Origin of the sequence: Ketobacter sp. (assembly GCF_003671495.1) — a bacterium.
Taxonomy (GTDB): domain Bacteria; phylum Pseudomonadota; class Gammaproteobacteria; order Pseudomonadales; family Ketobacteraceae; genus Ketobacter.
In genome coordinates, this window is the sequence record NZ_RCHN01000009.1 from 114,598 (window position 1) to 135,339 (window position 20,742).

The following is a 20,742-nucleotide window of genomic DNA, read 5'->3' on the forward strand; positions in this document are numbered from 1 at the left end:
AGGATGGAAAAGTCGGTAGCCGCCGTAGTAGAGAAAGTGGGGCACATGGATGCGTTGTATTGCATCCGACTCAATCGCTGGATTCGTGACAACCAGGTGCACCGCTTCTTCGGTGCCATCAGCCGCCTGGGGGATGGGGTGTTCTGGTACAGCCTGATGCTGTTGTTTCCTGTGTTTATGGGGGCGGAAGGGTTCGTGATCACCGCCCTGATGATTCTGATGGCGTCCTGGGGTGTGTATATCTACAAGCTCATCAAAAAGCGTTCCATGCGGCCACGACCTTTTGTCAGTCACCGTTGCATCCGGCAGGGTGCGCGCACCCTGGACAGTTACAGTTTTCCTTCCGGCCACACCATGCATGCGGTGGCATTCGGAATTCTGCTGATCTATGCGGTGCCGGTACTGGCCGTTGTGCTGATTCCCTTTGCGCTCCTGACCGGATTGGCGCGGGTGGTATTGGGGTTACATTACCCCAGCGATGTGTTTATGGGCGCGGTGCTGGGCATGGTGAACGCCATACTGATGCTGAATTTGTTCGGCTCTTTCCTGCAGTAGCGTGGCGGGGTTCGGTTTCTTGATATAACTCAATGAACCCGATGCGCCGTCGGCTTATGTTAATAAACAGATGGATTGCGCAGCCTGCCTGGCAGTTGTGCACCTATCTATCCCGGTGATAAGGGGAAGCGTCTGCTTCCCCTTTTTTTTGCCTGGTGTTTTCTGGGTGTGTGCCGGTGGCTATATTCAGGTCGCTATATTCAGGGAGCGCTGTTCTGGGCCTTAATGGGGCTGGGATTTGGGGCGCGTCACTTCCTTCGCCACTTCTTCTTTGAATCCGGTCAGGATCTGGCGCAGGCATTCGCTGGGGTCCATTTTTTCGGTTTGTTCGTAGATCTGTGAACTGTACAGGGCAATTTGCGCCAGCAGTTGTCCGAACTGTTTAGGCGAGCCCCCCAGGGCATTGCTGATGGATACATGTTGTTTGCCATCCACGTCCCACACCCGCACTAACTCCTGAGCGTCGCTATTCTGGACTTCGGGAGGCACGGGCAGGGTTTTGGGGTGATCGGACCTGGAATTACTGGACATAGCCACTCTCGAATTTTTTTAAGGATGGTTTTTCAGTGATGGTTGCTTTTCATTATTGGCTATAACGCAGCAGATTGCTAATGAAGCGCTCCAGCTGGTTGAGGGACTGGCAGGGCTCGGCCCAGGTGCAATAGGGCTGATAGCGTTTCATCTCTGAATCTCCACTGCCCCAGCGTAAACGGCTTTCGGGGTTCAGCCAGATCAGTTGGCGAGCCCGGTTGTGGACGGCCTGCAACAGGTCGGTGCGGGGGTCACCATAATTGTTGCGGGCGTCTCCCAGCATGATGACGGTGGTGCGATGATCCACCTGATTCAGGCACAGCGTGGTGAATGTATCCAGGGAGCGACCGTAATCAGTGGAACCACCGCCCAGGCGATCCAGGGTCAGGTCGATGGCGGTGTCCAGGTTCTCCCGTTCAAACCAGTCGGTGACTTCCATCAGGTCTGACGAGAAGGCAAAGGCGCGCACGTTGGAGATAACTTCCGTCAGGCTGTAGAGAAACATCAGCAAAAAGCGCGAGTACTGGCTGACGGAACCGCTGACATCGCAAATGGCCATGACTTTGGGTTTGTCCACCCGTTTGGTTTTCCAGTGGGTTTCCAGCAAGACACCGCTGTAAGGAATGTTATGGCGGATGGTGCTGCGCACATCCAGTTTGCCGCGCTGATACACTTTACGACGGCGGGAGTGGGTGGCCACTAACCGCTTGGCCAGTTTGCGCACCAGGCTTTGCACGTCTTTAAATTCCCGCAGGTTTTCCAGGCGGGTTTCCCGCATTACCGATTCCCGCAGGGCGCGGCTGTCACCGCTGGCCTGTAGCAGGTATTGCCGTTCCACGTAATGCTTGACCTCTTCCCGCAACCGTTCCCGGGCCTGGCGCAATTGCTGGCCCAGGGCGGCCTGGGATGGATCTTCCGCGGTCTCAGCAGCCCACATTTCCTGCTCCAGGGCCTCCAGGCCCATGGCCATCATCATGCGGCGCCCGTACAGGCCTTTCTGGGTGATGACGCGGATGTCACGTACATTGGCGGCGCTGGCTGCCTGGGCCATGGATTGGGCGATGTCCTGAGGCGAGCCCTGCAACAGCAGCTGACCCAATTCGGACTGGGGCTCGGCACCGGGCTGGGGTGTCGGGTTCAACAGGCTTTGCAACAGGGAGGCGGGGGGCGGCTCCGGCTTTTGGTTATCCTCAAACTGTTCAAAATCGTTGAACTGGAAGAACTGATCAAAGCAGGCATCAAACCGGGATTTCTCTTCTTCGGTTTTAGCCAGGGTGACGCCCAGGGCGGTTTTCAGGCGGCGGCGATCCCGGTAACCCACCGCCTGCAGTGCGTGCATGGCGTCCAGGGTTTCCGAGGTGGCGATGCGGACGCCGTTACCCCGCAGTGCCTTGACGAAATCCACCATCACCCGATCCATTGGCGTGCGCTCACCGCTTGAGTAGTGTGTTGAACAGGGTGCGCAGGTCGTCCTTGACGTTGCTGATGTCCTCTTCGTGTTTCAGCAGCACATTGAGGGTGGATTCCACCAGTTCCGGGGTCAGGGCTTCGGCGTGCAACAGCAGCAGGGTGCGTGCCCAGTCGATGGTTTCGCTGATGGCCGGCTGCTTCTTCAGATCCAGTTTGCGGATCTCCTGCACGAAGCCCACCAGTTGTGCCTGCAGCTCCGCGCTGATGCCGGGGACCCGGGTCTGGATGATGCTGCGTTCCAGGGCCGCATCCGGGAAGGGAATATACAAATGCAGGCAGCGCCGTTTGAGGGCGTCACTGAGCTCCCGGGTATTGTTGCTGGTCAGGAACACGATGGGGTGGCGCCGGGCTTTGATGGTGCCGATCTCCGGGATGGAAATCTGGTAATCGGACAGCATCTCCAGCAGGAAGGATTCGAACTCGTGATCGGCCTTGTCGATTTCGTCGATCAGCAGCACCGTGCCCTGTTCCGCCTGCAGGGCCTGCAACAACGGGCGCGGTTCCAGAAACTGTTCTGAATAAAAAATATCGCCGAACTCATGCAGGCGGTCGATGGATTCCGCCAGGCCATGGGCCCCCTTGAGCAGATCCCCCAGTTTGTCTTTCAGCACCTGGGTATAGAGCAGCTGCTTGCCGTACTTCCACTCGTAGAGGGCTTTGGCTTCATCCAGACCCTCGTAGCACTGCAGGCGGATCAGTTCATAATTGAGGTAGTGGGCGGTGGCTTTGGCCAGCTCGGTTTTGCCCACCCCGGGCGGGCCTTCCACCAGCACCGGCTTTTCCAGCTGGTAGGCCAGGAACATGGTCATGGCGATGTCGTCGTTACAGATGTAGCCGGATTGGGCAAAGCCGGCCTGGATCTGGTCCACGCTGATGGGGTGGGTGGGGGTGGTCATGGTGTTTGGGTTCTTCTCTGGCGAAACCTCCACCATACCATAAAAGCAGCACGGCCTGCCCACCGAATCCGGATGCGCAGGCCGTGCCTGGGGGTGAGGGGGGGCTTATTACTCGCTCTGCCTGCTTGATCACTCGCTCTGATAGTTAACCAGATATTCCTCGTCATACACCAGCTCCACCCGGCGGTTGTCGCGGTGGTGGGTGGCAGAGGCGGACGGCGCCTCGGCACCCCAGCTGGTGACCTCCAATTGCGCTTGGCTTACCCCTTCCTGCTGCAGCAGGTCCGCCACATACTCTGCCCGCTGCTGGGCCAGGTGCCGGTTGTAGTTGGCGTCCCCCTGGGGGTCGGCGTGGCCGTTGATGTGGATCTTCATCTCCGGGTGCGAGGCCAGGAAGCGACCGTGTTCCCGCAGCAGGGTTTCCCCCTGGTCATCCAGTTGCTTCTGGTCAAACCCGAACAGGAACAGGGTTTTGGCCGGGCGGGTGTCTTCCACCGTGGGGGCGACCACGTCCACGGTATCCATCGTCTCCTGGTCGTCTGCCATCAACTCCGGGGGCAGGTCCGGCAAGGGTTCCAGCTCGGCCTGGGCCAGCGGCTCGGGCCGGGGGGTGGGGGTGTTGATGTCCTGAGTCGTTTCCGGGGTGATGACCGCGACGGTTTCCGGAACCGGATGGGGGGCCGCTTCCTGGCGGGGGGTATAGGCGGTGTCCGGGGTGGGTTTATGGCTGCTGCAGGCGGTGGTGACCAATAAAGTGGAAGACAGCAAAACGATGGCGGATGTCAGTTGCAGTGGGTTCATGTTCATCTCCTGATGGGCTGTGTTGGTTACAGGATTCATTAAACACAGCAAAGCGGGCGATTCCCGGCTGAAAACCCCGTGCATTGATGAACAATTATGATGAAAAATGGCAACCGGGTCGCAGCTCTCCGGTTTCGGTTTGCGGGCGCCTGATTTAATATGGAGCCCTCGGTTGATCATCGCGCAAACAATAGGAGTGGTATGAAAACGATAAAGACAATGACCGTTACGGCCATGGGAACACTGCTGCTGGCAGGTTGCAGCTGGGTGGATCTGGACCCGAAAGCGGAGAACGTATTACTGTTAAAACCTTTCCAGACCAAGCAGTGCGAGCAGATTCGCCGCACCACCAGTCAGGTGTTGGACAAGGTGTGGTTTGTGAACCGCAATCAGGAAAAAATGGCGGACGAGCTGGCCACGCTGGCCCGTAATACGGCGGTGGAAATCGGCGGCAACGCCGTGGTGGCGGATTCTGAAATCAGTGAGGGCAAGCAGGCCTTCATCATCCTGAACTGCCCTCACTTACGCTGAACGGATTAAGCGCTTTTCAATTGGGAAGCGATGCGGTCGCGGGCGAGTTGGGCCAGTTCCAGCTCGTCCAGATCCGTTGAGTCGATGGGCTCATGAATCACGATTTCCACCACCCCGGGCATAAGGTTCAGGGTCTTGGTGGGCAGAATCCTGCCGGAGCCGTTGATGGTGACGGGTAGAATGGGCAAGCCCAGCTCCTTGGCCAGCTTGAAGGCGCCACGCTTGAACGGCAGCATCTGGCGGCGGTCGCTGCGGGTTCCCTCCGGAAAGAAAAAGATGGAGGTGCCGTCCCGGATCTCAGCTTTGGCGTTCTCGATGGAGGCTTTGGCCTTGCGCGGGTCAGAGCGGTCCACAAACACATGTCCCAGCTTTTCACAGGCGATGCCCAGCGCCGGCACCTTGCGCAGTTCCTGTTTCATCACCCAGCGAAAATCAATGCCCAGCCAGCCGTACACTGCCAGAATATCGAAATGACTGCGGTGGTTGGCCACGATTACGTAGGACTGCGTGGGGTCCACCTGTTCCCGCCCGCTGACCCGTACCCGTGACAGGGAGCCCATGGCATTGATGCGGGCCCAGAGCACCGGCAGCGAGCGTGCCAGGCGGTTCAGGCCCAGGGCCATGAACACCACCACCATGGCCCCGATGAGGTTGGTGCTGAAAATAAGAATGGGCAAAAAAATCAGTAGCTTATAGGGTTGATACAGAAGAAACCCCAGCTGCTTTTCCAGGCTTGAAAAGGCGTTGTTGGATGACGTGTGCAAGAGACTACCCGGTGTCTGTGTGCTTGGATGAATGACATACAATTGTAATGGAAATGTGATAACCGCCAAACACCATAGTATTTCTGATTGTTTCCGCTGGTGGCTGAGGCGCCGTCAAAGACATCCCCCACACAGGTCTGGACCCGGTACGGTGGCTTTTGGATAATGGCGGGGACATTTTTCAGGCCAGACCCCATGCATACCAGAACCCTGATTGTTTTCCTGCTGCCCTTTGCCGTTGCTGCCTGCCAGTCTTCCAATCCGGAGTGTGCTTGGCTGCCGGAGGATTCGCGGGTGGGTAACGCCGGTTGTATGATCATTCAAGACAACCGTCTGCTGATGGTGCAACAGCGCAGCAGTGGCCACTGGTCCATGCCCGGTGGTACTGCCCAATCCGGTGAGCGCGCCGTCTGTACCGCGCAGCGGGAAACCCAGGAGGAAACCGGGCTGGCGGTGCGGCCAACCTATTGGATCATCACCTTGCAGAATGGCTTCCATGTGTATCGTTGTGAGGCAGACACCAGCCTGGCGTCACGACCTGAAGACCGGCTGGAAATCCAGGGCTGGGGCCTGTTTGATGAGGCAGAGCGTCAGACCATTCCCTGGCGCTTTGAACGCCAGCATGGCCTGATTGATCAGTTGGTGCGGGAGCAATTGCAGCGGGATCAACCGGTGGCGGACCTTCCCTAGCCCGCCCCGGCTGTGGTGCGGATTTGAACTGGTCTTGAAGAACTAAAGCTTCATGCAGTTGGCGTAGTAGGTGGTGGTGGCAGGCCAGTCGCTGAACACGCCCAATACCCCCACATCCTGGGCCAGAACATGCAGCACCTGCATGGTGTCGCCGTCGTTATTGATGACGTCGCGAATGGACTGGTGGTACCAGCCGCCCCCATTGGCCAGGGGGCCGTCCCGTTCCAGGGTCCAGGTGATGATGTCCAGGCCGGCAGCCTTGGCATTGATGGCGTATTCCGAGGGCACAATGCGGTTGTCGCTGTCCAGGGTGAGCAAGGCCCACAGGGGCGGCGCGACAATGTTCACACCCTGGCGCTTCAGTGCTTCCATGCCAGCCAGGCTGGGCTCGAACGCGGCATCTTCGTACATGCGCGCATCCAGGAATACCGCCTGCTTCCCGAAGGCGGGCTCCTGGGCGATCCAGTATTTCACATCCTCCAGGTTGAAGGATTGAGCCCACACGTGCTTGGGCTTGATGCCGGCGGCTTTGTATTCATCGATCATCTGCTGGGCATAGTCCTGCTGGCTGTAATCGCCGTTGAAGGGCATGGCCACACTGGGGGACTTCAACTCCGGGGTGAACTTGGCGCCCAGGCTTTTGATCAACTCGATGCTTTCCGCGTGGGTCACCAGCGTACCGCAGGTGGCGTAGAGATCCGTCCGCCAGTCCGCCGTTCCGGCCATGTATTGCTCCGGGGTGGTGGCGCTGGGGTCGGCGGCGTCCATCTTGCCGCACAGGCTTTTGAACTCGGCCAGGGTAATGTCGCTGGTGCAGCAGCTGGCCTGGGCCGGGGTGCCATTGATGGGGTCAGCGGGGGTGAATGGCACGCTGCATTTGGCGGCCAGCTCAGGGATGCCCAGAATGTTGGTGGTGGTGTGCAGGTCGCACTGGGAGTGTCGGCACACCAGCTGTTTGTCCTGGGTGAAGGTGACATCACACTCGATGATGCCGGCACCCATCACGGCGGCCGCTTCATAGGATTCCTTGGTGTGCTCCGGAAACTGCAGGGCGGCGCCGCGGTGGCCGATGGAAAAATCGGTTTTGAAGAAGGGCCCTTTCTCACACTGCTGCAGGGCCTGTTTCAGCTGGCCTTCGTCCATGTCGTTGACCAGGTAGGATGGGCGCGGGCCTAACTGCACTGACTGGCCTTTCAGGTGTTTGAACAGCCAGTGTCCATGGGGGTGGCCAGGTTTGGCATCCTGTTTGTGATTGCCGGCCACGGCGGTGCCCGTCAGCAAGGCTAACAGGGCCGCGCAGAGAGTGATCGTGATGGTTCGCATGGGTGTAATCTCCGGAGTTCAGTTTAAACCAGAATGATTCAGGTTGTAGCGGAGAAAACAGCCTAGCGTCTGTTTATTGCGATGCCGTGCCGATGCAGTGACAGCTCAATGACAGAGCGGTGACGGGAATAAATTGATGGAACGACTTGGCTGTGGCTGACCCAGACACGGCTGGGTCACTCGCTCAGGACGCTTCCGTCTGACCTTTGATTACCGTGGGGCCGGCACCGGCTTCCACTTGCTCCTGCAAGGACTGCCGCAGGCCCAGCAGAAATGCCAACTCTGCTGCGACAAACAGCGGGCCGATGGCCAGGCCCATCACATCGTCGAAGAAGGCGGGTTTGCGCCGTTCATAGATGTGGCCGATGAACTGGATGATCCAGCCCACCACAAACAGGCCAACGCCGGCGCTCAGCCAGACGGCGGTGGGCTGGGCGGCGGTGAGGGTGGCGAGCCACAGGCACAGACCCAGGAACAGCGCCATGGCAATGCCGAGGGGGCGATCCAGTTTCAGGTAATACACGCTGGCGGCAATCACCACCAGCAGAGCCGGCGTGAGGTGGATGCCCAGCAGGCTGAATTGAGGTCGGGACAGGAGGATGGCCACCGCCAGCACAATCATGGGGATGCCCACAAAGTGGGTCATGATGTTGCGTTTGTCCCGGTGGTACTCGGCGTACTGGATCAGCTGTTGCTGCAGCGTTTTCATGTGGGATGCCCTCAATGATTGTTCTAGTGTAGTTAGGTGCACATGGACGGTCTATTGTAGCCAGGTTGCCGCCGGGCAGACTGTCATCTGCCCGACATTGGCGGCAGGTTACCCCGCTTTTGCAGGCCCGCCAGGTCCAGGATTTCGATGCCGCCGTAGACCAGCCGCAGCAATCCGGCGGCTTCCAGGTCCTTCAGGATCTGATTGGTGGTCTGGCGCGAGATCGACAGCATCCGCCCCAACTGTTCCTGCTGCAGGTGGATGGTCTGGGGGGTGTCGGTGGTGCGGTTGCCGTAGCCTTCTGCCATCATCACCAGGCGTCGGATCAGGCGCTGGGGCGCGGGCAGCAGGGCATAGTCTTCGATGGCATAGAAGGTAAAGCGGAGTTTCTGCGACAGTAACTGCCCGATGCAGCGCCAATAGGCCGGTGTTTCCTGCAGCAGCGGTTCCAGCGCAGACTGGGGCACGTGCAACAGCCGGCTGGGGGTCTCGGCGATGGCGTCGTGGGTGCGGGGCTGGCCGTCCACCAGGGACACCTCGCCGATCCAGTTGGGCGGGTCGATAAAGGTGAGAATGGCTTCTTTGCCTTCCTCGTTGACCATGCTGATGCGCAGGGCGCCTTCGATCATGGCGTAGAGGCCGCAGGGCGGGTCGCCCCGCCGAAACAGGGTTTCACCCCGCTGCAGGTGAAACTCCCGGCCGTGATGGATGAGGGCTTCCTGCAGCGGGGTGGGGATACGACTGAACCAGAGCCCTTCGTTGAGGAGCGTGGTGATTGAAGGATCCAAAGCGGAATGCGGCATGGCCTAGAGAGTACTCCACTGTCTGGGGGAAGCCAATACGTTCAGGGATGGGCCTGGAGCCATTCCGAAAAGCGCTGCAACACCACTTGGGTCTCCTGCAGCAATTGGTGTTGCAGGGCGGTGACCTGGCCGATGTTGTTGGCTTTCGCGGCGCTCTCCATGGCGGCAGTCAATTGCTCCACCTGGCCGGCCCGGATCTGGCCGGCGCTGCCCTTGATGGTGTGGGCAATGTAGCGGACCTTGGCCACATTCTGTTCCTCCACCGCGGTGGACAGCTCCTCCAGTTGTTGCGGAACCCGCTCGCAGAACGATTCCAGCAGGGTCTTCAATCGTTCCGGCCGCTGCCTGACCATGGCCAACGCGCCACTTTCGTTCCACACCATGCTGCCAGAGACCACCTCTGCCAGCGCGGGCTCAGCGCTTTCTGCCACGAGGGGCTCCTGCGGGCTTTGGCCCAGCACCCAGATGCGCAGCTTGTCCAGCAGGCTGTCGGCGCAGATGGGTTTGCTGAGGTAATCGTTCATGCCGGCTTCCAGGCATTTTTCCCGGTCACCTTTCATCGCATTGGCGGTCATGGCGATGATGGGAATGGCTTTGTAGTGCTCTCCAGCGGCCCCGCTGCGGATGCGGCGGGTGGTTGCGTATCCGTCCAGTTCCGGCATCTGGCAATCCATCAGAATCAGGGTGAAGGGGGGGCTGTCCGCGTTGCTGCACAGGTGTTCCAGTGCCTCAACGCCATTGCCGGCCACGGTGGGGCTCAGGCCCTGCTCACCGAGAATCATGTTGGCCACTTCCACGTTGATGGCATTGTCCTCCACCAGCAGGATGCGGGTGGACTCCGGCCAGGTGATCTCCGCCGGCGCCGGTGATTCAGCGCGGAGCGAGCGCAGGGTGTGGCGGGTGATCAGCGGTTGGGGCTGGGTGTGTTCCCGGGCGGCAATCACCGACAGGGCCGTGAGCAGATCCTCAGTGGTGACCGGCTTGGGAAAATAGGCGCAGAACCCCAGGTCCTCGAAATAACGGGCATCGCCCCGATGGGCCATGCTGGTCATCATCACCAGCTGGATGTATTGCAGGTGTGCATCCGCTTTCAGGGCGCGGGCCAGCTGGGCACCGCTCATGCCCGGCATGCTCATGTCCAGAATTGCGATGTCAAAAGGGCGCGCCCGCTGCGGTGCTGCCTGCTGTTCCTGCCGACAGAGTTCTAAGGCACGCTGGCCGTTTTCAGCGCAACGGACCTCTACGCCCCAGTGGGTCAGCTGGTCGTGCAGGGCTTCCAGGTTGGTGGCATTGTCGTCCACCAACAGTACTTTGAGTTGGCTGGTGTCGATGTCCGGCAGCACCGGCTGGGACTGCTCACTGGAGCCCAGCTTCAGACTGAGAAAGAAGCAGCTGCCCTGGCCTGGCTCGCTTTCCAGGTGAATTTCCCCCCCCATCATGTGCGCCAGTTGCTTGCAGATGGCGAGGCCCAGGCCGGTGCCCCCATATTGCCGGGTGGTGCTGGCATCCACCTGCGTAAACGGGGAGAACAGGATGCTCTGTTTGTCTTTGGGGATGCCGATCCCGGTGTCCCGCACGCTGGCTTCAAAGCGCAGGTCGTCCCCCTCCGGTTGCAGGCGGCAGCGGATGATGATCTCCCCGCTGGGAGTGAATTTGATGGCGTTGCTCACCAGGTTGGTGAAGATCTGGCGGATACGGCTGGGGTCCCCCTGCACCATGCTGTTGTCGATGCCGGTGAGGTCCAGGATCAATTCCAGGCCTTTTTCCTGGGCCTTGAAGGCCATGGTTTCACAGAAATCCCCCAGCATGGCGCGCAGATCAAAATCCAGGATCTCAATGTCCAGCTTGCCGGCGTCCACCTTGGAGAAATCCAGGATGTCGTTGATCAGCAAAAGCAGGGATTCGGCGCTGGACTGGGCCAACTTCAGGCGCCGCATCTGGTTGCTGTCCAGCTGGGTTTTCTGCAGCAGGTTCAGCATGCCCAGGACCCCGTTCATGGGGGTGCGGATCTCGTGGCTCATGGTGGCCAGGAATTCACTTTTGGCGCGGGCCGCCTGCTCGGCGGCTTCCTTGGCCTGGGTCAGATCCTGCTCCGCCTGGGCGCGGGCCTGCTGGTGACGATAGCTTTCAATAAGCTGGCCGATGGTGGTGAGCAGCGGGGCCAGCCACTGCACCATATTCTGGTTGTAACCCGCCGGCCGATTGGCCAGCCCGATCATGGCGACGCCCCGCTGCTGATTCTGGATGGGAATGCCGAGGAACGAATGCAAAGGCGGGTGGGCGTCGGGGGTGCCGTTGCCACGGGAGTCGGTTTGCGGGTTGTTGGAGATCACCGGCTGCAGGTGGGTGAAGGTCTGCCCGATGAGGGAATGGGGGTCCCGGAACACCATGTCTGTGGAAAAAAAGCGTTCATAGAAACCATTGGGGTCCTGGGTGGAGTCGCTGTACATGGAGCGGACGCGGAGCGAGGGCCGCCCCTGTTCGTCGTACTGAATTTCACCGATAAAACCCTGGTGGCTCTGGGTCAGGGCGATCAGGGTTTTCAGCAAACTGTCGGCCGCTTCGGTAAGGCTTTCGTTGGTGATGAAGGCGGCCTGCGCACGGCCGATGGCCTGCAGCAGTGCCATCTGCTGTTCCAGTTCCAGATGGGTTTGGGCTAACCGGCGTTCGTTGAGCTTGCGTTCCGAGATGTCCTGCAGGGAGCCGTATAAACGCACGCACTGGCCGTCACGGTGTTCCCCCTGGCCAATGCTGTTGACCCAGACTTCGCTGCCCTTGGCGGTGATCAGCTTGGCTTCCAGCTTCCAGGGCAGCGCTTGTTCCACGCACAATTCGATGGCCTTTTCCATGGCCTCACGGTGGATGCCGGCTTCGAAGAACTCCAGGGAACGCTCCAGCGAAGGCACGTAATCCGGTTCCACTTCCTGGATGTTTTTGGTCATGGGGGACCAGTACAGGGTGCCGGTTTCCAGGTTGGCTTCCCAGGCGCCGATGCGGGCCAGCTGGCTCATGTGTTCCATGGACTTTTGCTGGGAGGTGGAAAGGGCCACCAGGGCTTTCAGCCGCTGGTTGTCGGACTGGCGCCGGGCGTAGAGCTGGCTCAGCGCGACCATGGTGGCCATCAGCAGCAGTCCAATGATCGCCATGGTGCCCCGCAGGATCACCGCATTGTCGGCCCTTGCTGGCCACCCCTGTGCCGGCACCGCCGCCATTTGCCAGTAACCCGAAGGCAAAGTCACTTCCGCCAGCACCGGGTCCTGCTCAAACAGGGCGGGATCACCGAAAAACACGTCACCATCGGCGCCCAGGCCATCCTTGCCACGGATGGCGATGCGATAGGGGGAATCCGCTTGCCGCAGGCCTGCGTCCCGGTACAGGCGATCGGCGTCGATCACCGTGGAAATCAGCCCCCAGAAGCGCTGCTCTCCGTTTTCTTCAACGATGATGGGGATGCGGCCTATGATGCCGGTGCCACCCTGGACCAGTTGCAGGGGGCCGGCGATCACCATGTCGTTGCTGCTTTTGGCGGCCAGTGCGGCCTGCCGCTGTTGCGGGTTCCGGGCCAGGTTCAGGCCGATGGCCCCTTCGTTGCCTTCCAGGGGATACATCAACCGGATCACCATATCCGGTGCCCCGCCGATGTTCTTCAGCTGGTTGTCGGTCTCGAACAGGGGCTTGGCAAAGGCGGCAAAACGCGCCTGGTCCAGATCCGGCTCCACCTTGATGGCGGCCACCAGCCCCTGCACGGTTTTCAGGTTCGAACTCAGCTCCCCTTCCAGCTTGGCCCTTAACAGGCTGATATCGCTAAGGGTTTTGTTACGCAGCTGCTCGCTGTAGGTCTGGTAATTGAGGTGGTCGATGAACAGGCAAGCTGCTGAAATGACCAGCAGAGCCGTCGCCGGCACCAGCCACAGGTAGAATTTCGCGTACTTGCTCAGAGCGGGCACCTCGGTCCTTGGTGAACAGTCCTTTTATTTATAGATCAAGGAGGCCGCTTTGTCCGCCTGCGCTGGGTGGCAGCTGGCGACCTAAGCCCTTGAATGGTCGCCAGAATCTTCCCCCGCTAATGGTCTGCCGGGGGCTTCAGGGCCACCAGTTCCGGCCGCCCGAACAGGGCCCGGGTTACAGCCCGGGTCAACAGGGTCGAGGGCAGTCCCCGAATGCGCCGCGAGGCCTCCACATAGGCCGGACCGTTGCGAATGATGCCAGGGGTTACCGGTTCCGCCAGGCTCAGCATGCGGCGCCCGGTGGCAAACAGCAACTTCTCCCGGCGACCATACTGGAAGCCGAAATCCTCCCGCAGGCGAGCCGGCAGGGTGGCGGCGGTGGCGATTTTCAGCCAGGCCATGGCCGGCGTCAGGGTGAAGTGCAGGGGCTCAAACAGAAAACCGGTCAACTCCCGGGTGGCGGGGGTGACGGTGAGCTGGTCGGAGTTCCACATGGACCGGTTGTATTCCATAAAGGCGTCCCAGTCCGGCGGCAGGATGTGGTCTGGTATGCCGAACATGTAGGCGAACAGCCGGGTCTCCTCGTAAAAGCGGTTCTTTTCCTCCCGGGTCAGGGGGCGGCGGAACAGCTCGTACATCATCACCGTGGTATCCCACAGGGTGGCATGAACCCAGAGCATGGCGTGGGCCTCATTGGCCTGGTAATGGCTGCCCTTGCCGAACGCGCCGGCATCGTAATGCAGGTTGCCCTGGATGCGGCTGTGAATATTGTGCACGGCGCGGGCGTATTTGGTGGCCTGGTCCAGGTTGCCATAGACAATGGACAGTACCGAGGTGAAGGTGCGTTTGGCCCGGCCCAGCGGGTCGGCCCGGGTTTTGGAGTGCTCATCCACCCCCTGGGTTACCCAGGGATGGGCAATCTGCAACAGCAGGGCGCGCCCGGCACCGTGGGCACCGAACAGGGCATGGCGGGACAAACGCCACATCATGGAATCCGGGCCGAACAGGCCCACTTGGGGATCTTTCACCTTGGAGGACGCCAGCGCCAGCTGGGCTTCAAACATATCGCGCGAAATGGCAAGTTGCTGCATAACTTCAGACACCGACTACTACTGAACAACCTATAAACAGTTTAGTATTGACTTCAAACGATTGAAAATGATCGTTGGCCATGGACGACAGAAATTAGGATCACCGGTTGCCTAACAGGATTTTGAATTCTGTTTACTGGCCTGCGAAAAACTGCAACAGTTGATGCCTAATGTATGGTGTTTAGCGGATACCGCAGTGCACCTGCCCTGAAGTACACCTGCGCAATGGAGGTCTGTTGTGATGGAAATCAGCCGTTGGTTGCCCCCCGAGCCCAACACCCAAGCCGGTGCCGAACGGCGGGTGGGGGTGGAGCTGGAATTTGCCGGGCTGGAACCGGCTCAAATCATTGCCTGTGTGCAGAACCAGTTCGGCGGTAAACTGCAGCGCCGCAGCAGTTTCGAGTTTTTCCTGCAGGACACCAGCCTGGGCAAGTTCGGCATTGAACTGGATGCCGCCTACATCAAATCCCTGGGGGCGCTGATGGAGGAGAGCGGCGATCTGGAGGATGAATTTTCCATTGAGGCCGTGGCCACCGAGCTGCTGACCAAAGCCGCAGAGCAGTTTGTTCCCTGGGAACTGGTGACGCCGCCGGTGCCGGTGTCGCGCCTGGCGGAGGTGCAGCAACTGTTCACCCGTCTGCGTCAAGCCGGCGCCCTGGGCACCCGCAACAGCATCCGCTATGCCTTTGGCCTGCACCTGAATCCGGAGTTGCCCAACACCGACATCGCCACCATTCTGGCCTACCTGCGGGCGTACCTCTGCCTGTACGACTGGATTGCGGATCGGGATCAAATTGACCTTACCCGCAAGCTCACCAACTACATCAAGCATTTCAGCAAGGAGTACATCCAGTTAGTGGTGGACTGGGATTACCGGCCCGACCTGGCCCAGCTGATCGACGACTACATTGATCACAACCCCACCCGCAACCGCAGCATGGATATGCTGCCGCTGTTCACCTTTCTGGATGAACCCCGGGTGCGCAACCGGTTGGATGATGCCCGCATCAAATCCCGCCCCACCCTGCATTACCGTTTACCCAATTGCGATATTGATAATCCGCAATGGAATCTGGATCAGCCCTGGCAGAATTGGTTGCAGGTGGAACGACTGGCGCTTGCGCCGCAGCGGTTGCAGCACTTCTGCGCCCGCTATGGGGAATACCTGGATTCCTTTTTTACCACGCCGTTTGATACGGAGTGGTTGAACACCTCCCGCCGCCTGTTGCAGGAGGGGTAACTATCCAAGCACCCGCGCCTTCCCCCATGGATCATGTTCCGGTTGACTCCCCCCTGATTGCGGTCACCGGACCCCACAAACGCTTTCCCTTTGCCTGGTGGGCCACCCGTTTTATGTTGGGGTTGATGGGTTTGAAGTCCGTCTACGTGACAGCGCGCACCGGCATGCCGTCGATGCCGGTGCACGGCATAGTCATCGGTGGTGGTGATGACATTGAACCGGATCACTACGGAGGTGAATGGCACCCCCGGCGCCGTTACGATGTAGAGCGGGATCGTTTTGAAATTGCCATGATTCAACAGGCTCTGGAAGCCAACCTGCCCATGATCGGCATCTGCCGCGGTGCCCAGTTGATTAATGTGGTGTGTGGCGGCTCCTTGCATCAGGACATCCGGCCCCTGCGCCGGGTGACCCCCAATCGACGCAGCATCCGGCCGGTGAAATGGGTGGACCTGGAGGCCAGCAGTCGTTTGATGGCTGGCTTGCAGCGGCCGTCGATACGGGTGAACAGCCTGCATGAACAGGCCATGGAGCGCATCGGCGAGGGGTTGTCCGTGGTGGGGCGGGATCGGGACGGCTTTGTGCAGGCCATCGAAGGCCGCTATGGCTTTCTGCTGGGATTGCAATGGCATCCGGAATACCTGCCTTACCTGGCGGCACAACGTCGTTTGTTCGCCCTGTTTGCGCAGGCGGTACGCCGCAACGATGCCCACCTGCAGCTGCGTGATCCGGTGTTGTCGTGAGCAGTTATCTGGTGTTGTTCGGCAGTGCATTTCTGGCGGCCACACTGTTACCGTTTTATTCCGAAGTGGTGTTGGTGACCCTGTTGCTGGACGGCATGAACGTCTGGGCGCTGTGGGCGGCGGCCACCCTGGGCAATACGCTGGGGGCCTGGGTGAACTGGGTCCTGGGGCGCTACCTGCTGCATTTTGAAAACCGGCGTTGGTTTCCGTTCAAGGCGGATTCCCTGCATCGGGCCCAGGCCTGGTTTCAACGCTACGGCAGCTGGAGTTTGTTGCTGGCCTGGTTGCCGGTGGGCGGAGACGCCCTGACCTTCATTGCCGGTGTTATGAAAGTTCGCTGGTGGGTGTTGCTGCTGCTCTGCGGCATTGGTAAAGGCGCCCGCTATGCGGTGGTGATCTGGCTCACCCTGGCCACCGGTGAATGGGTTGGCCACCAATGACAAGTGATCTGTCCCACCTGCCCCTGATACATCGGCTTTCCCCGCTGTCATAATCCTGTTCACTATTCTAAAAATGACTCAGAGGGAAACCCTATGACTGCAGCTGCAAAACGGCCGGAAACCCTGGACGTCATGGACGTGGGCATCAAGGTCCGGCGCATGGATTTCGACTTCAGCGATGACATCCCCGACTACTGGTATGACCAGGATCCCCTGCTGACCTTGTTTCTGACAGCGTTGTCGGCCACCTTTCCGGAAGGGGAAAAACAGTTCATCCAGAGTGTGCGCAATTTTCAGGACCAGATCACGGACCCCGAACTGAGAAAGCAGATTCGTGCTTTCATCGGTCAGGAAGCCCATCATTCAAAAGAGCATGACGCCCTGAACGACTTGATGAAGCGCAAGGGCTTTCCGGTCCTGAGGATCGAAAAACGCATGACCAGAATGGCGCAATGGATGCGGGATAACTGGTCGGAAGAACGACAGCTGGCCAACACCGTATGCGCGGAACACATTACGGCCATCATGGCGGATTTCTTCATGACCAAGTCGCCACAGGAACTGGAAAAACTGGCGCCACAGGTGCGCAAGATCTGGGCCTGGCATGTGATTGAGGAAACCGAACACAAGGCAGTGGCGTTTGATGTGTACCAGCAGCTGGTGAACGATCCATGGTTGCGGCGATCCCAGATGGTATTGCTGACCGTTTTGTTTGTGGCGGAAACCGCTGCCAGTACCACCCAGCTGTTGCAGGCCTCGGACCAGATGCGCAACTGGAAAATGTGGCTAAAGGGAAGCCGCTATTTTCTGGGGCGCAAAGGCATGGTGTGGAAGCTGCTGCCGGAGTACCTGGATTTTTACAAAAAAGACTTTCACCCCTGGCAGCATCAACGGCTGGCAGAATTACGCGCCCTCAAAAGCCGCTATCTGGACGAGGGGGAGCATTAAACGCGCCCAGTCTGGCATACGCTTTGCTATCCCTCTTTTGTGTGCAACACATGCGACAATTTTTGGAGGAGCGTAATCATGTTTGAACATAAAAACCTGGATGGGGCCACTCATCGCGTACTGCCGGCCATCGACGCGTTTATCAACGAAGAAGTATTGGAAACCCGCGAGCCGAAGAACGGTTTGCCGGTGGATGCTGCCGGCCGTCATCAGCATGGTGTGGCAGGTGAAACCCTGGTGGAGCGGTTCCTGCCACCGGAAACCGTGGGTAATGCCTGGTCCTATGATCCACACACGCCCTGGTGGGTGGTGGTGGTGAACCCGCCCCACGCCGGCATTGTGGCGGATTTCAGTAAAGCCAAGGGCGGTCTCTACCGGCACAAATGGGTGACGGAGCGCAATGTGGTGGCCTATGCAGAAGGCGGTGAAGAGATCGTTCTGGATGGCACTGACTATGTGCTGAGCCGGGCCAGCGATGGCCAGGAACTGCGGGCAGCCAGCCTGATGAAATTGCGCAACGCCTATTACAGCGCTTAACTCGCTGCTGAACCCTGCTGTTTAACCCAACAGGAATTCGTAGGCTTCCCGCAGCAACTCGCGTTCCAGCGGGGTGAACAGCCAGCTCTCCGGCAGTCCGATCCATTGGCTGCCGGTGGGTGCCGGGAACGGGTCCGGTCCGGTGGCCGCTGCCATGTAGACCGGAATAACCTCTCCCGGCGCCTCGATCCAGCAGCGGAATTCCGGCACCAGTTCCAACTGACTTTCCTTCAGACCAAGATCTTTGCGCAGTGTTTGCAGTGACGCACTGGGGTGTTCGCTGGGGGCGGTGTTGCCGGCCGGAGGCGTGGTCAGCTCAACCAGTTTGGGCAGTGGGGTGGGGCCGCACAGGTAATCCCGAAAATTCAGGAAACGCAAACGCGCGCTGGTGCGGTGCAGGTGAATGACGATGTACCGAATCATAAGGCTCCCTTGGCTGTACAGTGCAATGCAGAGTGCATAGTCTGCTGGCATTAGGCGGGGCCGGCGGGTTCGAGTGGCTTGTTGGTTGCGCATGAAGTGGTTGTGACAAAGCCGACGTCGAGCACGATGTTCCAGTGGTGTTTACGACAAAATGGACGTTCCCCCCGGCAGGCTGACGGTCTCAGGGTCGTAACCGGCCCCACCGGCGTGACCAATGCAATCACTCTGCCAATAGGGTCGCTTGCAAGAGGGGGCGCTACTGGTCGCTCACCCAGCGATTGCGGCCGCGGTGTTTAGCCTGGTACAACGCGGCATCGGCCTTGCTGACCAGGGTGCCGGGGCTGGATTCCTGTTGCCTGGGGCGGGTGGCCACACCGACACTGACACTGATATGGAACGGGCGCTCCTCCCACACCAGTTCCTCACTGGCCACTCGGCTGACGATTTTTTCCGCCACGTTTTCGGCCCCCTTCAGCGGGGTGTCCGCCAGCAGGATGGCGAACTCCTCGCCGCCGTAGCGGGCGATCAGGTCCGTGGGTCGATGCAGGCTGTCTTCCAGCACCCGGGCGAACACCTTCAGTACATGGTCGCCGCAGACATGGCCTCGGGTATCGTTGATCTGCTTGAAATGATCAATGTCCACCAGTAACAGTGACAAGGGCTGTTGATTGCGTTGTGACTGATTCCAGTATTCTTCCAGTTTGATGTCGAACAGGCGCCGATTGTACAGCCCGGTGAGACTGTCCTTGCTGCTCAACATGGCCAGCTCGCGGTTGGAACGTTCCAGTTCCTGCAGTGTGCGTTCCAGGTCCGCAGTGCGTTCTTCCACCAGTAATTCCAGGTTTTCCCGGTGACGAATCTCGATTTTGAGTTTGTCCTCCTTGGCCTGGTTGGCTTCAATTTCCCGCTGCAGGGCCAGCTCCTGGGCCACCAGTTTTTCATTGCGCTCCCGGTTGGCCTGCTCCAGTGCCAATTCTTTGGCCTCACGTTCCTGGTTGATGCGGAATGACAGGGCAAAGGAGAAGATCAGGATCTCAAAGCTGATGCCGATACGCAGGCCATAGACGGCCATAAACTCGTTGTAGATGATGCCGGTTTTGGCCGCGGTGAAGGTGATGAGAAAAAACAGCAGCAGGGTCCAGCCTACCAGCACGATCTGGGCGGAGCGCGAGCCTTCCATCGCCAGGCGGATAATGGAACTCACGGCCATCAAGGTGGCCAGAATGGTATTGATGATGAGCAGGTAGATGGCCGTTTGGTAATCGGTCACCCAGAACAACAGACAATATACTGCGTGCATGCCCAGCAGTAGTTTGTAGATCAGCCAGTGCTTGGGCACCATCCGTGGCAGCTGCAACAGCTCACGAAAAAACAGGGCGATGGACAGAAAAATATAAAGCGAAATCAGAATGGGCAGGAAGTGCTGGATGGAGGGCGATTGGGGATAGACCAGCTTGTAGAGGATGCCCTGCTGATACAGGAAGAACGCCAGCATGGCGAGAATATATGAAACGTAATACAGATAACTTTTGTCTTTGAGGATGGCGAACAAAGCAATACTGTAGGCCGCCATGATCATCAGGAAGCCATTGAAGATGCCGTCGATCCAGGAGCGCAACGTGTTATAGGTGAGGAACTGCTCCGGGGTGAACAGGCGCGCCGGGAGTTCCATGGCTTCGGTATTTTCGATCAGCAGGTACAGGTCGTACTGGGCGCCGCCCCGCAAATGCAGGGGAAACACAAACATGGGGTGATCCAGCGGACGCTCCAGGTAGGGCTTGCCGTCCCCAGTGCTCCATTGCTGGTGCGGTTGGCCATCTTCCAGCAAGAACACCTGTAATGAATCCAGGTGGGAGTTATTGATTTCCAGAAGCCAGCGGGAGTCGATGCCGACTTCGGTCGTCCAGGCCACATGGAACCAGTAGGGCGCAGCCTGGTAGCCCAGGCTGATGGCATCGGATTCCGCGGCTTCCCAATGGGGGGAGCGGGCAATCACATCAGCCGGCCGGGTTTCATCCTGCAGGGCCGGGGTGTATTGCGTGTAATGCCCCAGAGTCAGTGGGGTTATGGTGGCATCCAGGCGCAGGTGTTCCTGAGGGTGAGGAGCATTGGGCGTACTTTGCAGCAGGAAAAACCCAACCAGAAACAACAGTAAAACCAGTCCGCCCAGCAAGCTGCTGCGGGGAAAATAGCGATCCCCGCTTATGGGCAGGTGCTCATCGCGCATGGTTTGCTTCCTCATGGTAAGGTGTGCCGCCAAGCCAAGGGCAAATCGTAATATGCTAACCCCGTGGCAAGAG

General features: G+C 59.2%; 20 protein-coding genes. 8 read left to right on the plus strand and 12 right to left on the minus strand.

Annotated features, from left to right (window positions below; translation table 11 throughout):
• Positions 1 to 3: 3 nt before the first annotated feature.
• Positions 4 to 555: a phosphatase PAP2 family protein gene (locus tag D9N14_RS03995; RefSeq protein WP_290577163.1), complete on the plus strand. Its 552-nt coding sequence runs from the start codon at positions 4 to 6 to the stop codon at positions 553 to 555.
• A gap of 222 nt (positions 556 to 777) precedes the next feature.
• Here the strand turns inward: D9N14_RS03995 and D9N14_RS04000 are convergent, their stop codons facing one another.
• The 4 genes from D9N14_RS04000 to D9N14_RS04015 form a co-directional block, all read right to left on the minus strand.
• Positions 778 to 1,086 carry a DUF5076 domain-containing protein gene (locus D9N14_RS04000; protein ID WP_290577167.1) on the minus strand — a complete coding sequence of 103 codons (309 nt, stop codon included), beginning with the start codon at positions 1,084 to 1,086 and terminating at the stop codon, positions 778 to 780.
• 52 nt (positions 1,087 to 1,138) lie between these two features.
• On the minus strand, positions 1,139 to 2,506 hold the full coding sequence (locus D9N14_RS04005; protein ID WP_290577169.1) for a vWA domain-containing protein: 1,368 nt from the start codon (positions 2,504 to 2,506) through the stop codon (positions 1,139 to 1,141).
• Positions 2,507 to 2,516: 10 nt separating this feature from the next.
• Entirely contained in the window at positions 2,517 to 3,452 is a 936-nt protein-coding gene (locus D9N14_RS04010; RefSeq protein ID WP_290577171.1) for an AAA family ATPase, read from the minus strand.
• 129 nt (positions 3,453 to 3,581) lie between these two features.
• Complete coding sequence (locus D9N14_RS04015; RefSeq protein WP_290577173.1) at positions 3,582 to 4,253, minus strand: OmpA family protein; 672 nt, start codon at positions 4,251 to 4,253, stop codon at positions 3,582 to 3,584.
• 201 nt (positions 4,254 to 4,454) lie between these two features.
• On the opposite strand from D9N14_RS04015, the gene D9N14_RS04020 reads away from it, so the two are divergent.
• A complete protein-coding gene (locus D9N14_RS04020; protein WP_290577175.1) occupies positions 4,455 to 4,784 on the plus strand; it encodes a DUF4156 domain-containing protein in 330 nt (109 codons plus the stop codon).
• A 5-nt stretch (positions 4,785 to 4,789) separates the two neighbouring features.
• On the opposite strand, the gene D9N14_RS04025 is transcribed toward D9N14_RS04020, so the two are convergent.
• Positions 4,790 to 5,548, minus strand: coding sequence for a lysophospholipid acyltransferase family protein (locus tag D9N14_RS04025; protein ID WP_290577177.1), 759 nt, complete (start codon positions 5,546 to 5,548; stop codon positions 4,790 to 4,792).
• Between the two features lie 195 nt (positions 5,549 to 5,743).
• Between D9N14_RS04025 and D9N14_RS04030 the strand changes: the two genes are divergently transcribed.
• On the plus strand, positions 5,744 to 6,238 hold the full coding sequence (locus D9N14_RS04030; protein WP_290577179.1) for an NUDIX hydrolase: 495 nt from the start codon (positions 5,744 to 5,746) through the stop codon (positions 6,236 to 6,238).
• 42 nt (positions 6,239 to 6,280) lie between these two features.
• Here D9N14_RS04030 and D9N14_RS04035 read toward each other — a convergent pair whose 3' ends face one another.
• The 5 genes from D9N14_RS04035 to D9N14_RS04055 all read right to left on the minus strand — a co-directional run bounded on the left by D9N14_RS04035 (position 6,281) and on the right by D9N14_RS04055 (position 14,111).
• Positions 6,281 to 7,561 carry a glycerophosphodiester phosphodiesterase family protein gene (locus D9N14_RS04035; RefSeq protein WP_290577181.1) on the minus strand — a complete coding sequence of 427 codons (1,281 nt, stop codon included), beginning with the start codon at positions 7,559 to 7,561 and terminating at the stop codon, positions 6,281 to 6,283.
• A gap of 184 nt (positions 7,562 to 7,745) precedes the next feature.
• Positions 7,746 to 8,270 (minus strand): DUF962 domain-containing protein, encoded by a 525-nt coding sequence (locus D9N14_RS04040; RefSeq protein WP_290577183.1) that lies wholly within the window; start codon positions 8,268 to 8,270, stop codon positions 7,746 to 7,748.
• A gap of 83 nt (positions 8,271 to 8,353) precedes the next feature.
• Positions 8,354 to 9,073 carry a Crp/Fnr family transcriptional regulator gene (locus tag D9N14_RS04045; protein WP_290577186.1) on the minus strand — a complete coding sequence of 240 codons (720 nt, stop codon included), beginning with the start codon at positions 9,071 to 9,073 and terminating at the stop codon, positions 8,354 to 8,356.
• A 41-nt stretch (positions 9,074 to 9,114) separates the two neighbouring features.
• Positions 9,115 to 13,020 (minus strand): response regulator, encoded by a 3,906-nt coding sequence (locus D9N14_RS04050; RefSeq protein ID WP_290577187.1) that lies wholly within the window; start codon positions 13,018 to 13,020, stop codon positions 9,115 to 9,117.
• Positions 13,021 to 13,136: 116 nt separating this feature from the next.
• Entirely contained in the window at positions 13,137 to 14,111 is a 975-nt protein-coding gene (locus tag D9N14_RS04055; RefSeq protein WP_290577188.1) for an oxygenase MpaB family protein, read from the minus strand.
• A gap of 241 nt (positions 14,112 to 14,352) precedes the next feature.
• Here D9N14_RS04055 and D9N14_RS04060 point away from each other — a divergent pair, with 241 nt between their 5' ends.
• From D9N14_RS04060 to D9N14_RS04080, 5 genes are all read left to right on the plus strand, one after another.
• The gene (locus D9N14_RS04060) at positions 14,353 to 15,351 is read left to right on the plus strand and encodes an amidoligase family protein (RefSeq protein WP_290577336.1); all 999 of its coding nucleotides are present in this window, start codon (positions 14,353 to 14,355) and stop codon (positions 15,349 to 15,351) included.
• A 26-nt stretch (positions 15,352 to 15,377) separates the two neighbouring features.
• Positions 15,378 to 16,094 (plus strand): gamma-glutamyl-gamma-aminobutyrate hydrolase family protein, encoded by a 717-nt coding sequence (locus D9N14_RS04065; RefSeq protein WP_290577189.1) that lies wholly within the window; start codon positions 15,378 to 15,380, stop codon positions 16,092 to 16,094.
• Positions 16,091 to 16,534 carry a YqaA family protein gene (locus tag D9N14_RS04070; protein WP_290577190.1) on the plus strand — a complete coding sequence of 148 codons (444 nt, stop codon included), beginning with the start codon at positions 16,091 to 16,093 and terminating at the stop codon, positions 16,532 to 16,534. The genes D9N14_RS04065 and D9N14_RS04070 overlap by 4 nt, the downstream gene beginning before the upstream one ends.
• Before the next feature lie 93 nt (positions 16,535 to 16,627).
• On the plus strand, positions 16,628 to 17,482 hold the full coding sequence (locus D9N14_RS04075) for a metal-dependent hydrolase (RefSeq protein ID WP_290577191.1): 855 nt from the start codon (positions 16,628 to 16,630) through the stop codon (positions 17,480 to 17,482).
• 78 nt (positions 17,483 to 17,560) lie between these two features.
• Entirely contained in the window at positions 17,561 to 18,019 is a 459-nt protein-coding gene (locus D9N14_RS04080; protein WP_290577192.1) for a hypothetical protein, read from the plus strand.
• Positions 18,020 to 18,040: 21 nt separating this feature from the next.
• Here the strand turns inward: D9N14_RS04080 and D9N14_RS04085 are convergent, their stop codons facing one another.
• Both D9N14_RS04085 and D9N14_RS04090 read right to left on the minus strand, forming a co-directional pair.
• Positions 18,041 to 18,442 (minus strand): hypothetical protein, encoded by a 402-nt coding sequence (locus D9N14_RS04085; RefSeq protein WP_290577193.1) that lies wholly within the window; start codon positions 18,440 to 18,442, stop codon positions 18,041 to 18,043.
• Between the two features lie 256 nt (positions 18,443 to 18,698).
• Entirely contained in the window at positions 18,699 to 20,669 is a 1,971-nt protein-coding gene (locus D9N14_RS04090; RefSeq protein WP_290577194.1) for a diguanylate cyclase, read from the minus strand.
• Between the last annotated feature and the right edge of the window lie 73 nt (positions 20,670 to 20,742).

Excerpts from the sequence above, each read along its gene's own strand:
- D9N14_RS04015 (WP_290577173.1), bottom strand. The coding sequence starts at position 4,253 with ATGAACCCACTGCAACTGACATCCGCCATCGTTTTGCTGTCTTCCACT.
- D9N14_RS04005 (WP_290577169.1), bottom strand. The coding sequence starts at position 2,506 with ATGGATCGGGTGATGGTGGATTTCGTCAAGGCACTGCGGGGTAACGGC.
- D9N14_RS04090 (WP_290577194.1), bottom strand. The coding sequence starts at position 20,669 with ATGCGCGATGAGCACCTGCCCATAAGCGGGGATCGCTATTTTCCCCGC.
- D9N14_RS04010 (WP_290577171.1), bottom strand. The coding sequence starts at position 3,452 with ATGACCACCCCCACCCACCCCATCAGCGTGGACCAGATCCAGGCCGGC.
- D9N14_RS04060 (WP_290577336.1), top strand. The coding sequence starts at position 14,353 with ATGGAAATCAGCCGTTGGTTGCCCCCCGAGCCCAACACCCAAGCCGGT.
- D9N14_RS04020 (WP_290577175.1), top strand. The coding sequence starts at position 4,455 with ATGAAAACGATAAAGACAATGACCGTTACGGCCATGGGAACACTGCTG.
- D9N14_RS04085 (WP_290577193.1), bottom strand. The coding sequence starts at position 18,442 with ATGATTCGGTACATCGTCATTCACCTGCACCGCACCAGCGCGCGTTTG.
- D9N14_RS04000 (WP_290577167.1), bottom strand. The coding sequence starts at position 1,086 with ATGTCCAGTAATTCCAGGTCCGATCACCCCAAAACCCTGCCCGTGCCT.
- D9N14_RS04040 (WP_290577183.1), bottom strand. The coding sequence starts at position 8,270 with ATGAAAACGCTGCAGCAACAGCTGATCCAGTACGCCGAGTACCACCGG.
- D9N14_RS04080 (WP_290577192.1), top strand. The coding sequence starts at position 17,561 with ATGTTTGAACATAAAAACCTGGATGGGGCCACTCATCGCGTACTGCCG.
- D9N14_RS04035 (WP_290577181.1), bottom strand. The coding sequence starts at position 7,561 with ATGCGAACCATCACGATCACTCTCTGCGCGGCCCTGTTAGCCTTGCTG.
- D9N14_RS03995 (WP_290577163.1), top strand. The coding sequence starts at position 4 with ATGGAAAAGTCGGTAGCCGCCGTAGTAGAGAAAGTGGGGCACATGGAT.
- D9N14_RS04055 (WP_290577188.1), bottom strand. The coding sequence starts at position 14,111 with ATGCAGCAACTTGCCATTTCGCGCGATATGTTTGAAGCCCAGCTGGCG.
- D9N14_RS04065 (WP_290577189.1), top strand. The coding sequence starts at position 15,378 with ATGGATCATGTTCCGGTTGACTCCCCCCTGATTGCGGTCACCGGACCC.
- D9N14_RS04075 (WP_290577191.1), top strand. The coding sequence starts at position 16,628 with ATGACTGCAGCTGCAAAACGGCCGGAAACCCTGGACGTCATGGACGTG.
- D9N14_RS04030 (WP_290577179.1), top strand. The coding sequence starts at position 5,744 with ATGCATACCAGAACCCTGATTGTTTTCCTGCTGCCCTTTGCCGTTGCT.
- D9N14_RS04045 (WP_290577186.1), bottom strand. The coding sequence starts at position 9,073 with ATGCCGCATTCCGCTTTGGATCCTTCAATCACCACGCTCCTCAACGAA.